Consider the following 12,916-nt stretch of genomic DNA (forward strand, 5'->3'; position numbering starts at 1 on the left):
TCTGTGACGCCGCCGGTGATGGCGCGCGCCGACACGCGTGCCCCGCGCTGCATTTCAGGTGTTCAGGTGCCGGTCTGCGCGTTCAGGAACAGCGAGAACAGCTCCGACTGCGAGTTGATGGCGAGCTTTCCGTAGATGTTGCGGCGATGCACCTTGACCGTTTCGGCGGATATCGCCAGCTTGTTCGCGACTTCCTTGTTCGAGCGCCCGCTCAGGATCAACCGGATCACGTCGAGTTCGCGCGCGGTGAGCGGCGTGCCGAGCCGCGCCATCGCCTGCTCGAAGCCGTCGTGTGCGCCGGGCCGGCGCGGCGGCGCATGGTCCGCGGAGGCCGGCTCGAATGCGAGCCGCTGCCGCATCAGCCCGGCCACCCACGGCCGGATCAGGTCGAGCAGCGCCACCTGCTCGGGGCTGAAGCGCCGCTTGCTGCCGAGCGACAGGCACAGCGTGCGCGCATCGTCGAGCACGACGTTGAACTGCACCTCGTCCTCGACGACGTTGTGCGTGAAATACAGCGTGTAGTACTCGGTATCGCGGAAGCATTCGGGCGCAACGTCGGACAGCCGGAACAGGCCGCTCTTCGGTGCGTCGCGGTTCGCGATGTAGAACGGGTCGAGCTGGTACAGGCCCTGCACGTAGTCGCGGAACAGCGGGTCGGGGCCGCCGCCTTCGTACGGGCATTCGGCGAACACCTGCGGGCGGCCGTCGCCGAACGTCAGCGCGACCCAGCTGTCGACCGCGACGTATTCCTCGATCAGCCGGATCAGCGCCAGCCAGAAGCCCGGCTGATCGAGCGACTCGATGAGCCGCCCGACCGACCGGTGCCATGCGACATCCTGCAAGGTGAGGTTCATGCGTAGGTCCATGTCGGCAGGTGCGATGCGCGCTTGCGGTGCCGCGCCGTGCGTGTACGCTACGGGCTCGCGGGCCGGTTCCCGCGCGCATCGAACGGAGCCTGGGTGAAGAACGAGATCGTAACGCCGGCCGGCGCGAATGGCGAGGCCGTACGCCGCCGCCGGTTCGCCGCGGCTGTCGCCGTGCGTGCTGCAATGGCATGCCTGGGCGCGACGGCCGGACAGGCGGCTGCCGCCGCGCCGCCGGCGTCGTGCAACGATCAACTGACGCAGTTGATCGTGCCGGCACTGCGGCAGACCGCGATGAACCGGCGCGACATCCATGCGGACGTGGACGAGCGTGACGGCGATGTCTACCGCATCCGGCTGTTCACGATACCGGACCACTCGGGCACGCCGAATCGCGACGCGACGATCGGCTGGGTAACGCTCGACACGCAGGCGATGCGTGCGCTCGACGTCACGCGCGATCCCGACCGTCCGGACGTACTGAAGATCGACCGGCGCGCGTTGTCGCGTTTCGTGTCGACCTGCGTTGCACCGGCGGCACCGGCCGCGCCCGTGCGCAGCGCCGTCGATTGCGATGCGCTGAACCGCCGCGCGCAGGCGCAGGGCGATTACGTGACGGGCAGCGACGCCGGGCGTGTCGTCACCGGCAAGGGGCGCCTGCCGTTCCATTCCGCGCCGGACGACGCGTGCCGGATCGACGGGTTGTTCATCGTCGAGCACGATCACGTCGATGCGCGCACCGACTATGGTCGTTTCACGTCGGTCATCTATCTGAATCCGCGCACGCGCGGTATTGCCGAAGGGTGGGTGCAAACTGCGCGGCTGAAGCCGGACGGCACCGGCATCGCGCCACGGCAGCCGTGATCGTGCGGGCCCGCCACCATTCGCTACACACCTTTTCGACCTGAACGATCCTCGTCATGACAGTCCCGCACCGGAACAAACGTCTGAAGCCGCTTGCGGCTTCGCTCGCCGCACTTGGCGCACTCGCGGTGCTGACCGCACTTTCCGCGATGTCACCTGTCTATGCGGCCGAGCCGGTCCAGCCTGACCATCAACTGAAAACCTTCATCCACGACACTTATGGCAAGTGGCGTGCGGACCGCAAGGGCTGGCAGGCGGACGGGGACGATCTGATCTATGCGCCATGCGGTTCGGTGCGCGTCGCGACCGCGGATGGCCCGCGCACGCTACTCGCGATGTGCGGCGAGACCGAGGCGGCGGTGCAGAACGGGATGCCGGGGATGGATTCGGACGCGACGACCGGCACGATCGACCTGTACGTGCTGAAACCAACGGCGGACGGCAGGACGCTCGAACCGGTGGTGAAGAAGACGGAGATCGCGTCGGGCAAGCGAGGCGAACCGGGCACCGTGCGCATCGAGCGGTACGGCCCGCACCTGTTCGGCTTCACGATCGGCGACGGCGTCACGCTGCAGGGCTACACGATGGCGATGCGGTCGATCTGGCTGCCGATTGGCAATGCGATCGTCGAGGCGGCGCCGCGCATCAACGAATCGCTCGACAACACGGGCTCGCTCGATTGCGGGAACGCGAAATCGCATTGCGAGAGCCGGACGTTCACGATCGTGCCCGACACGACCGGCACCGGCGACGTCTATCCGCTGACCGTCACGGAAACGGGCACGCGCGGCGACAAGGACATCCGCGCGCGCTATACGGTGAAGTTCGACGCGGCGCGTGGCCGCTACGTCGTGCCGAAGGCATTGCGCGAAGGGTACTGATCCTTCGCGCACCGGAACGGGCGGCGTTGCGCCGCCCGCGCATCACACGTACAGATACCGCACGAGGTGGAAGAACACCGGCGCGGCGAAGCAGATCGAGTCGACGCGATCGAGCATCCCGCCGTGGCCTGCGATCATCGAGCCCCAGTCCTTGGTGCCGAGCGAGCGCTTGACGGCCGACAGCACGAGGCCGCCGACGAAGCCCGCGATCACGATCGCGAGCGAGATGCCGAATGCCGATCCGAAGCTGAACGGCGTCACGCGATACAGCGATGCGCCGCACAGCGTGGCCAGCAAGCCGCCGCCGACGAACCCTTCGATCGTCTTCGACGGCGACAGCTGCGGCGCAATCTTGCGCTTGCCGAACAGCTTGCCGACCACGTACTGCAGCACGTCGCTGATCTGCACGACGAACAGGAAGAAGAACAGCAGCAGCGCGTTCTGCCCCGCGTAGTGCGGAATGTCGAGGATCAGTACGGCCGGCGCGTGGCTCAACCCGTACACGCACACCATCAGCGCCCAGTTGATCTTCGCGTTGCGGCTCAGGAATTCGCGCGTGTCCTGCGTGAGTGCCGATACGAGCGACATCGCGAAGAACAGGTGCACGGGCACGAAGATCGAATACATCCCGTACCAGTTGATCCCGAGCAACAGGTATTGCACGGGGATCGCGACGAAGAACGCGATGAACAGCGTCGTATGGTCGCTTGCGGTGGTTGGCGTGAGCGTGATGAATTCGCGCAGCGTCAGGTAGGACAGCACCGCGAACACCAGGTACGTGATGTTGTTGCCGAGGCCGATCGCGATGGCCATGATCGCGATCATCGCCCACCACGCGCGGATGCGCTGGTTCAGGTTGACGATGGTCGCGCTCGTGCCGCCGCTGCGCGCGCCGAGGATCGCGCCGATCACGGTCGCGACGACGAGCACGCCCGTGACGCCCGCGACCAGTTCCCAGAAAATTGTTCGCATTGTTGATATCCGGAAAGGGGAGAAGAGGGCGCCGCGTTCAGCCGGCCGGCCGCTGCGGCGGCGCGAGCGCGACGACTGCGTCGCGCATGCGGGCGAGGAATGTCGGCTTGTCTTCCTGGGCACCGAGCGCGTCGTTCGCGCCGAAGTGCACCTTGCAGATCAGCGGCACCGGCCAGATCGCGCCCTTCGGCATGATCCGTTGCAGGTTCTCGAGATAGACGGGCGCGAGCGCGACGTCCGGAAACTCGGTCGCGAGGTGGAACAGGCCGCTCTTGAACGGCTGCGGCAGGATCTCGGCGCCGCGCGTGCCTTCCGGGAAGATGATGATCGAATGGCCCTGCTTGAGCGCATCGCGCACGGGGTCGAGCGGGTCGCCGCCGGATTCGCGGTGGCGGTCGATCAGCACGACGTTCAGCAGCTTCTGCGCGATGTGGCGCTTCATGTCGCTGCTGTCCCAGTAGTCGCGCGCGGCGACCGGCCGCACGACCGCACGCACGTTGCGCGGCAGCGCGGCGAGGATCGCGAGCGTGTCGATATGGCTCGTGTGGTTCGAGAAGTAGATCTTCTGCGTCGGGGACGGCGGCGCCTGATGCCAGACCGGATACGCGCCGGCGACGAGCCGCACGATGGACAGCAGGAAATCGCGCTGCCAGACGTTGAGAATGTTCATCGGCGCTGCGCCTCCTGCCTGCCTGCATGGCCCGCTGCGCGTGAGCGGCGGGCGGGACCCCGGAATGCCGGCGCGGCAGGATGCGCGCCGGACGGCCCTTGTTTAAATTTTTTCAAATTCGTGGCTGCCTGTCGCAGGTCCGCGATAATCGGACGGTTCGCCGTCACACGCTGTTGCGTCGCGGCGAATGCGCCGTTCGGCGGCGTGATAATCGGCTGTTGCACGAGTGCCCGTTTGCAGTTCGAATGGATCTCGCAGCGATCGGGCCAGCGGATTATCGCGAGTTTCCGTCAAAAACGCCAGATTGGCGCCGCGCGTGCGGGCCGGGCGCATGCTTGACGCATCCGGGCCGCTCGGCGACGATTAGGGCCGTCCATGGAAGGCCGTCCAAGGCCGTTTCGCCGCCCGGGGCATGGCGGTGGGAAACGTATCCGACTGTGCCGCGCAAATAAAACGATGAGCCTCTACGCACTCAAACCCAAATTCCAGAACCGTCTGCGCCCGTTCGCGAACGCGCTTGCCGAGCGCGGCGTCACGGCCAACCAGGTCACGCTGTTCGCGGCCGGTGGCTCGATCGTCGTCGGCGCGCTCGCCGGGCTCGGCGTGTTTGCCCGCGCGCTGTTCCTGCTGATCCCGCTGTGGCTGTTCGCGCGGATGGCGCTCAACGCAATCGACGGGATGCTCGCGCGCGAGCACAACCAGAAGAGCACGCTCGGCGCGTACCTGAACGAACTCGGCGACGTCGTGTCCGATATCGCACTGGTGTTGCCGTTTCTCGCGATTCCCGTATTCGCTCCGGCAGACGTCTGGCTGTTCGCGCTGACAGCGGTGATCGTCGAATGCGCGGGGCTGATCGGCCCGCTGGTCGGCGTGAGCCGCCGCTACGACGGCCCGTTCGGCAAGAGCGACCGCGCGCTCGCCCTCGGCGCGTTCGCGCTGTGGATCGGGCTCGGGTTTCCGGTCGGCGGCGTCGCAGCATGGTTGTGGCGGCTGCTGATCGTGCTGTCGATCGTGACCGTGGTGCGGCGTGTGCAGGCCGGCATCGCGGAAAAGGGCGGTTAAAGGGTAGTCAGAGCAGTTGCAGTACCGGGCGCCGGAGGGCGGCGCACCAAGATTCGAATAACGAAACGAGAGAGAAACGCATGAGCGCACGCATGGCCCGCGAGGCCGACTTCATCACGCACGACGGCGAAACGCTGTTCTATCGTCACTGGCCCGCCACGGGCGCGCGCTGCCGCGGCGCAATCGTGTTGCTGCATCGCGGCCACGAACACTCGGCGCGCGTCGCGCACCTCGTCGACGAGCTCGACCTGCCCGATTTCGCATTCTTCGCGTGGGATGCGCGCGGCCACGGCCGCTCGCCCGGCGCGCGCGGCTACAGCCCGAGCGCGGCCGCGTCGGTGCGCGACCTGCAGACCTTCGTTGAACATATCCGCGACACGCACGGCATCGCGATCGAGGACATGGCCGTGGTCGGCCAGAGCGTCGGCGCGGTGCTCGCGGCCACCTGGGCGCACGATTATGCGCCGCCGATCCGCGCGCTCGTCGTCGCGTCGCCGGCGTTCCACATCAAGCTCTACGTACCGTTCGCGCGGCCGGGCCTGCGGCTGATGCACAAGCTGCGCGGGCTGTTCTACGTGAACAGCTACGTGAAGCCGAAATTCCTCACGCACGATCCCGAGCGGATCGCGAGCTATGCGTCCGACCCGCTGATCACGCGGCCGATCGCGGTCAACATGCTGCTCGACCTGCACGATACCGCGCAGCGGATCGTCGCCGACGCGGCCGCGATCACCGTGCCGACGCAGCTGCTGATCTCGGGCGCCGACTGGGTCGTGCATCGCGGCCCGCAGGACCGCTTCTTCGAGCGCCTCGGCGCCGCGCGCAAGGAGCGCATCGTGCTGCCGGGCTTCTATCACGACACGCTCGGCGAACGCGACCGCGCGCAGGCGCTCGCACCGCTGCGTGCATTCGTGCTGCGGGAATTCGATGCGCCGAGCCCGCGCGTGTCGCTCGCCGACGCCGACCGGCGCGGCGCGTTCCACGACGAATACGCGGCGCTCGGCCGCCCGCCCGCGAATGCGTTCGCGCGGGCGTACTGGGCGCTCACGCGCGCCGGCCTGAAGGCCGGCGGCGCGCTGTCGGACGGCATCGCGCTCGGGCTGCGGCTCGGCTTCGATTCGGGCTCGACGCTCGACTACGTGTACCGCAACCGCGCGCAGGGGCGTCTCGGCGTCGGCGCGCTGATCGATCGCACCTATCTCGATTCGCCAGGCTGGGTCGGCATCCGCCAGCGCAAGGTGCATCTGCAGGAACTGATCGGCGCGGCGATCGGCCGCCTGCGCGGCCACGGCGCGCCGGTGCGGATCGTCGACATCGCGGCCGGGCACGGGCGCTACGTGCTCGACGCGATCGCGTCGGCCGCCGAGCGCGACGGCGCGGCGCCCGACGACATCACGCTGCGCGACTACAGCCCGCCGAACGTCGAGGCCGGGCGCGTGCTGATTGCGCAGCGCGGCCTCGATCCGATTGCGCGCTTCGAGCGCGGCGACGCGTTCGACGAGGCGTCGCTCGCGACGCTCGAGCCGCGTCCGACGCTCGCGATCGTGTCGGGCCTCTACGAGCTGTTCGGCGAGAACGCGCTGATCGAGCGCTCGCTGCGCGGGCTCGCGCAGGCCGTGCCGCCGGGCGGCTATCTCGTCTATACGGGGCAGCCGTGGCATCCGCAGCTCGAATTCATCGCGCGCGCGCTGAACAATCACCGCGGCGAAGCGACCTGGGTGATGCGCCGGCGCTCGCAGGCCGAGATGGACGAACTCGTCGCGCGCGCGGGCTTCCGCAAGCTCGACCAGCGGATCGACGAAATGGGCATCTTCACGGTCAGCCTCGCGCAGCGGGTCGACGCGTCATGAGCGCGCTCGACGGCGGCGCGAGCGGCCTCGCCGAGCCGGCCTCGGCGGCCGGCGCGCGCGACGCGTCGTTCGCGCTGCGCTTCGGCTGGCTCGCGGTGATGGGCGCCGTGTTCTTCTCGACCTACGGTTTCGCGAACTGGCTCGCCGCGCGTCGCGCGGCGGTGCCGACTTTCGCGTTTGGCTGGGAACACGCGATCCCGTTCGTGCCGTGGACGATCGTGCCGTACTGGTCGATCGACCTGCTGTATGCGCTGTCGTTCTTCTTCTGGACGCGCCGCGCCGACCTGCTCGATCACGTGAAGCGGCTGTTGACCGTGCAGCTGATCTCGGTCGCATGCTTCATCGCGTGGCCGCTGCGTTTCGGGTTCGAGCGGCCCGACGCGGGTGGCGTGGCCGGTGCGCTGTTCACGCTGCTGATGGGCTTCGACAAGCCGTTCAACCAGGCGCCGTCGCTGCACATCGGGCTGCTCGTCGTGCTGTGGGCCGTCTATGCGAAGCACCTGCGCGGCACGCTCGCGCGGGTCGTGCTGCACCTGTGGTTCGCGGCGATCGGCGTGTCGGTGCTGACCACCTACCAGCATCACGCGATCGACGTGCCGACCGGCGCGGCCGTCGGCTGTCTCGCGCTGTTCCTGTTTCCGCTGCGCGATGCCGCGGGCCGGCTGCCGGGCGCCGATGCGTCGCCGGGCGCGGCCGGCCGTGCGCTCGCGCGCCGCTATGCGCTTGGCGCGGCGGCGGTTGCGCTGGTGGCGCTCTGGTGCGTGCCGCGCACGCCCGGCTGGGCGCTGGCGGCAGGGTGGGTCGCGCTGGCGCTCGCCTGTGTCGCGTGGATCTACCGGCGCGGTGCGCCCGGCGCATTCCAGAAGGACGCGCACGGGCGTTTTCCGGTCGTCATTCGCTGGCTGCTCGCGCCGACGATCGCGGGCGCGTTCGTCAATTCGCGGCTGTGGACGTTCCGGCAGCCGGCGCCGGTGCGGATCGACGAACGCGTATCTATCGGACGCACGCCGACCGCCCGCGACGTGCGCCGCCACGGCTTCACCGCGCTGGTCGACCTGACCGCAGAAATGCCACGCTGGACCTCGGTGGATGCATCGCTCGCGTATGCGACCGTGCCGCAGCTCGATCTCGTGGCGCCGACGGCCGAACAACTCGCGCAGGCCGTCGCGGCGCTCGAACGCCTGCATGGGGAAGGGCGCAATGTGCTGGTCTGCTGCGCGCTCGGCTATGGCCGCAGCGTGCTGTGCGCGGCCGCATGGCTGGCGGCACGACGCGGGCTCGGCGATGCGCGCGACGCGCTGGCCGCGGTGCGTACGGTGAGGCCGCATGCGGTGTGGTCGGACGACGGCGTGGCCGTGCTGCAGCACTGGATCGATCGCCGGCGCGGCGCGGGAGGCGTGTGATGCGCGATCCATCCGCGCCATTCAGGATTGCCGCCGCGCGCGGCGCGCTCGATGCGGGTGCGTGGGCGATCGCGGCCGCGCTGGCTGCGGCCGGTGCCGGCTGGTGGATCGCGTCGGGCTGGGCGCCGGCGACGATCGCCCGCGTGCTGCTGGCCGTTATCAGCACCGGGTCGGGGATCGCGGCACTGTGGTACGCGGTGCGGATCGAGATCGACCGCCGGCTGTTCGCCGCGCTCGCGCGTGCGGCGGCGGGCGACGAATCGGTCGACGGCGGGCTCGCGGCGCTCGACCGCGCGCTCGCCGATCTCGGCTGGATCGATGCGTCGAAGGCCGGACGCGCACTCGACGCACGCGTGCGCGGCGCGGTCGGACTGTGCCGGGCCGGTGTGATCGTCGCGATCGTCCAGTGGCTCGCGGTCGGGCTCGCGATCGCCGTTCCGCAGATCGGCTAGCGCCCGGTCGAGCCGGCTGCGGGCGGTCGAGGGTGTCGTTCCACCCGCAGGCTCGTCAAGGAAGCAGCCTGAGAGTACGCGTTACGCCTGAGCGACCCGCTGCGACCGCGTGCGCTTCACTTCATACATCGCCTGGTCCGCATGCTCGATCAGCGCGTTCATGTCGGTGCCGTCGTCGGGCAGCAGCGCGATCCCGACGCTGACGCCGAGCCGCATCGGGCGCCCCTCGAATTCGAACGGTTCGCCGACCTGGTGTGCGAGCCGCGTGCTTTGCGCATGCGCATCGTCGCGGTTGCCGATGTTCGGCAGGATCACCGCGAATTCGTCGCCGCCGATGCGCGCGACCGTGTCCGAGCGCCGCACCGCTCCCTGCATCCGCGAGGCGATCTCGCGCAGCGCCGCGTCGCCCGCACGGTGGCCGAGGCCATCGTTGATCGGCTTCAGCCCGTCCATGTCGATGTTGAGAATGCCGAGGCGGCCGTTCGCGCGCAGCGTCGTGTGCATCGACTGCCGCAGGCGGTCGTAGAACAGCGCGCGGTTCGGCAGGCCGGTGAGCGCGTCGTGCGTCGCGCGCAGGTACAGCTCGTTCGCTTCGTTGCGCGCCGCGTGGAACATCGCGGCGGCGATCAGGTCGGCCGTCAGCCGCAGCGTGCCGGCGTCGGCTTGCGAAAAGCCGTCGACTTCCGGCGACATCACCTTCAGCACGCCGACGGTCGTGTCGGCATGGGTGAGCAGCATCACGAGCATCGAGCGCAGGCCGACCCGCCGGCAGGCGTCGCGATCGACGCGCGGGTCGATTTCCGAATCGATGCAGTGCAGCAACTCGCCTTGCTGCACGCACAGGCCCGACAGGCTGCCCGAGCGCCGCAGCCGCAGGCCGAGCATCCCGGCCGCGGTGCCCGACGCCGCGCGGTACACCATGTCGTCGCCCTCGGCGAATTCGACCGCGGCGGCGCTCGCGCCGGTGAGCTGCGGCACCTGCTCGGCCACATAGGCCATCACGCTGCCGAGATCGAGGCCGAGCTTCGCGATCTCGGTCTGCGCGGCGATGATGCGCAGCAGCGTATCGGGGGACGGGGTGGCAGTGTCGACGATTTGATTCAAGTCAGTTTTCCGTGAAAGAAAGCACGTCCGGCGGCTCGGGATTGCGGTAGCATACGCGCCGCCTCGCGGCCGCGCGTTCAGGCGGGGCGGTCTGCAACGGACCGCCGCCGGCCAGCCGCACCGCGCCGGCAGTATGCCGTCCGGCCTGCCGGGCGACAACGGCGCAATTCTTACCATTCATCTCGCTCGCGCAGCATTTCCGACCGGATTGAGGTTTTTTTCGCTTCAACATCGCGAATCGGGGTAAGTTTTGTCCTGTTTTTGAGATAGTGTGACGAATGGGCGTGTGCCAGTGCCAGGTGCGCGTAGCACGATGACAGGCGATTAAAGAAATCGCCGCATTGTTTCGATAAATGAATCAGGCCAGTTAGATATGAGGGGAAGCAGTGGGGATGTTCACTCACGGGCATAGCTGCTTTGCGTGCATCGATTTCGATGCGACGGATGACCGGATGATCCTGACGAAACGGAGCGGCGCATGAAGCCGGCCGTGTCGCTGCTCGTCCTCTCGGCCGCGATGGTCGGCGCTTTTCACGCCGCCGCGCTGTCGGCCGCACCGATGCCGGCCGTGCCGGCTGCCGCTGCCGCCGCGTCCGGCGCTGCGCCGGCGCCGGTGCTCGCGGCTGCGCCCGCGGCGGCCAGCACGGCCGCAGCCGGCCTGCCGGCGACGACGGTGCGCCTGCCGTTCGCGTCGCTCGGCGCGTTCGATCCGCTGCGCCTGCGCGGCGCCGACGACGCACGCACGATCAACGCGGGCGTGCGGCTCGACCGCGTGGTCACCGGCGCGCGGCTGCGCCTGACTTACGCGTATTCGCCGTCGCTGGTGTTCCCGATGTCGCACCTGAAGGTGTCGGTGAACGGCGAGGTCATCGCGACCGTCCCGTTCGACGCCGCACAGGCGGGCCGCACGGTCACGCAAGAGATACCGATCGATCCGCGCTACTTCTCGGATTTCAACCAGATCGGCCTGCGCCTGATCGCGCACTACACGCTCGACCATTGCGAGGATCCGGCCAACTCGGCGCTGTGGGCCGACGTGAGCCCGAAGAGCGAGCTGATCCTCGATGAATCGCCCGTCCGCCTGCCGAACGATCTCGCGCTGCTGCCCGCGCCGTTCTTCGACCGGCGCGACAACGGTCGCGTGCGGCTGCCGTTCGTGCTGCCGGCGTCGCCCGATTCGGCGACGCTGCGCAGCGCGGGCGTGCTCGCGTCGTGGTTCGGCGCGCTGGCCGACTACCGGCATGCGCGCTTCCCGGTGTCGTCCGGGCTGCCCGCCGACGACCAGGCAGTCGTGATCGGCACGGCCGCCACGCTGCCGGCCGGCCTCGCGCTGCCGTCGATCAACGGGCCGCTGCTCGCGGTGGCCGACAACCCGGCCGCGCCGGGGCGCAAGCTGCTCGTCGTCACGGGCCGCACGGCGGCCGAGGTCGACGATGCGGTCGCGACGCTCGTGCTGGGCCGCGTGGCGCTGTCGGGGCCGTCGGCGACGGTCGCGCACGTCGATCTCGGCGCACCGCGCAAGCCGTACGACGCGCCGCGCTGGCTGCCGGTGAACCGGCCGATCGCGTTCCGCGAGCTGGTATCCGACACGCGCGAACTCGAAGTGCGCGGCACGTCGCCCGACGCGATCCGCCTGAACCTGCGCGTGCCGTCCGATCTGCATTCGTGGAACGGCGCGGGTGTGCCGATTACGCTGCGCTACCGCTACACGGCGCCGACGGTGCAGGACAACTCGACGCTCGCCGTCGAGATCAACGACCAGCTCGTGAAGTCGTACCGGCTCGGGCCGGCCCATGCCGAGGATGCGCACGGCCGCATGCAGCTGCCGCTGCTGTCGGTGCCGGAAGGGCGCGTGACGAGCGACGTCGACATCCCGGCGTTCCGGGTCGGCAGCGGCAACCAGCTGCAGTTCCGCTTCACGCTCGATTCGCAGAAGACGGGCCTGTGCTCGAGCACGGCGACCGAGCCGCAGCGCGCGGCGATCGATCCCGATTCGACGATCGACTTCTCGCACTTCGTCCATTACGCGCAGTTGCCGAACCTCGCGTTCTTCGCGAACAGCGGCTTCCCGTTCACGCGCTTCGCCGACCTGTCGCAGACGGCCGTCGTGATGCCTGACCGGCCGTCGCCGCAGGAGCTCGAGGCCTACCTGACGATGCTCGGCCACATGGGCGAATGGACCGGCTTCCCGGCGCTGCGCGTGCAGGTTGCGCGGCCAGGCGATGTCGCCGCGCTGTCGGGCAGCAAGGATCTCCTCGTGATCGACGGCTCGCCCACATCGCCGCTGCTCGCGCACTGGCGCTCGGCCTTGCCGCTCGTGATCGGCGAGCAGGGCAGCGCGGGCGGCGAAGGCGCCGCGCGCGTCGCGTTCTCGGTGAAGGAGCGCTGGCGCAACGGCGTCGGCCTGACCGAAGGCGGCGCACATATCGAGCAGACGGGCTCGCTCGCGGCGCTCGCCGGGTTCGAGCTGCCGGGCAGCCGGGGGCGCAGCGTCGTCGCGCTGACGGCGACCGACCAGCCGCGCCTCGGCGATCTGCTCAACGTGTTCGAGAACGCCGGGCTCGTGTCGCAGCTGCAAGGCGACCTTGCGCTGGTGCGGCCGGGGCAGGTCGACAGCCTGCGCGTCGGCGAGCCTTACGTGGTCGGCTTCGTGCCGTGGTATGCGCGCGTGTGGACGCATGCGGCGCGGCATCCGGTCGTGCTGGGCGCGGTCGGCGTCGTGGCGGGGCTGCTGCTCGCGCTCGGCGTGTTCAGCGTGCTGCAGAGAATCGCCGCGCGTCGACGGGGGATGTAAC

The 12,916-nt window shown here is 69.2% G+C and carries 12 protein-coding genes; 7 read left to right on the forward strand and 5 right to left on the reverse strand.

The window, feature by feature from the left end; all coding sequences use genetic code 11:
- Positions 1-62 precede the first annotated feature (62 nt).
- On the reverse strand, positions 63-854 hold the full coding sequence (locus BCEP18194_RS12665; protein ID WP_011351680.1) for a response regulator transcription factor: 792 nt from the start codon (positions 852-854) through the stop codon (positions 63-65).
- A gap of 105 nt (positions 855-959) precedes the next feature.
- On the opposite strand from BCEP18194_RS12665, the gene BCEP18194_RS12670 reads away from it, so the two are divergent.
- Both BCEP18194_RS12670 and BCEP18194_RS12675 read left to right on the forward strand, forming a co-directional pair.
- Complete coding sequence (locus tag BCEP18194_RS12670) at positions 960-1,727, forward strand: hypothetical protein (protein WP_244272947.1); 768 nt, start codon at positions 960-962, stop codon at positions 1,725-1,727.
- 56 nt (positions 1,728-1,783) lie between these two features.
- Positions 1,784-2,608, forward strand: a complete 825-nt coding sequence (locus tag BCEP18194_RS12675) for a hypothetical protein (protein WP_011351682.1) — start codon at positions 1,784-1,786, stop codon at positions 2,606-2,608.
- A gap of 42 nt (positions 2,609-2,650) precedes the next feature.
- Here BCEP18194_RS12675 and BCEP18194_RS12680 read toward each other — a convergent pair whose 3' ends face one another.
- From BCEP18194_RS12680 to BCEP18194_RS41160, 3 genes are all read right to left on the reverse strand, one after another.
- Complete coding sequence (locus BCEP18194_RS12680) at positions 2,651-3,580, reverse strand: phosphatidate cytidylyltransferase (RefSeq protein ID WP_011351683.1); 930 nt, start codon at positions 3,578-3,580, stop codon at positions 2,651-2,653.
- A gap of 37 nt (positions 3,581-3,617) precedes the next feature.
- Positions 3,618-4,250 carry a lysophospholipid acyltransferase family protein gene (locus BCEP18194_RS12685; RefSeq protein ID WP_011351684.1) on the reverse strand — a complete coding sequence of 211 codons (633 nt, stop codon included), beginning with the start codon at positions 4,248-4,250 and terminating at the stop codon, positions 3,618-3,620.
- 102 nt (positions 4,251-4,352) lie between these two features.
- The gene (locus BCEP18194_RS41160; protein ID WP_157687166.1) at positions 4,353-4,583 is read right to left on the reverse strand and encodes a hypothetical protein; all 231 of its coding nucleotides are present in this window, start codon (positions 4,581-4,583) and stop codon (positions 4,353-4,355) included.
- Between the two features lie 123 nt (positions 4,584-4,706).
- On the opposite strand from BCEP18194_RS41160, the gene BCEP18194_RS12690 reads away from it, so the two are divergent.
- The 4 genes from BCEP18194_RS12690 to BCEP18194_RS12705 all read left to right on the forward strand — a co-directional run bounded on the left by BCEP18194_RS12690 (position 4,707) and on the right by BCEP18194_RS12705 (position 9,017).
- On the forward strand, positions 4,707-5,312 hold the full coding sequence (locus BCEP18194_RS12690) for a CDP-alcohol phosphatidyltransferase family protein (RefSeq protein ID WP_041492804.1): 606 nt from the start codon (positions 4,707-4,709) through the stop codon (positions 5,310-5,312).
- A gap of 80 nt (positions 5,313-5,392) precedes the next feature.
- Positions 5,393-7,162 carry a bifunctional alpha/beta hydrolase/class I SAM-dependent methyltransferase gene (locus tag BCEP18194_RS12695; protein ID WP_011351686.1) on the forward strand — a complete coding sequence of 590 codons (1,770 nt, stop codon included), beginning with the start codon at positions 5,393-5,395 and terminating at the stop codon, positions 7,160-7,162.
- Positions 7,159-8,565 carry a phosphatase PAP2 family protein gene (locus BCEP18194_RS12700; RefSeq protein ID WP_011351687.1) on the forward strand — a complete coding sequence of 469 codons (1,407 nt, stop codon included), beginning with the start codon at positions 7,159-7,161 and terminating at the stop codon, positions 8,563-8,565. The genes BCEP18194_RS12695 and BCEP18194_RS12700 overlap by 4 nt, the downstream gene beginning before the upstream one ends.
- The gene (locus tag BCEP18194_RS12705) at positions 8,565-9,017 is read left to right on the forward strand and encodes a hypothetical protein (protein WP_011351688.1); all 453 of its coding nucleotides are present in this window, start codon (positions 8,565-8,567) and stop codon (positions 9,015-9,017) included. The genes BCEP18194_RS12700 and BCEP18194_RS12705 overlap by 1 nt, the downstream gene beginning before the upstream one ends.
- An 81-nt stretch (positions 9,018-9,098) precedes the next feature.
- Here the strand turns inward: BCEP18194_RS12705 and BCEP18194_RS12710 are convergent, their stop codons facing one another.
- Positions 9,099-10,121 (reverse strand): sensor domain-containing diguanylate cyclase, encoded by a 1,023-nt coding sequence (locus BCEP18194_RS12710; protein ID WP_244272949.1) that lies wholly within the window; start codon positions 10,119-10,121, stop codon positions 9,099-9,101.
- A gap of 478 nt (positions 10,122-10,599) precedes the next feature.
- Here BCEP18194_RS12710 and bcsB point away from each other — a divergent pair, with 478 nt between their 5' ends.
- Positions 10,600-12,915, forward strand: coding sequence for a cellulose biosynthesis cyclic di-GMP-binding regulatory protein BcsB (bcsB, locus tag BCEP18194_RS12715; protein WP_011351691.1), 2,316 nt, complete (start codon positions 10,600-10,602; stop codon positions 12,913-12,915).
- Position 12,916: the final 1 nt, after the last annotated feature.

This window comes from Burkholderia lata, assembly GCF_000012945.1.
Classification (GTDB): Bacteria; Pseudomonadota; Gammaproteobacteria; order Burkholderiales; family Burkholderiaceae; genus Burkholderia; species Burkholderia lata.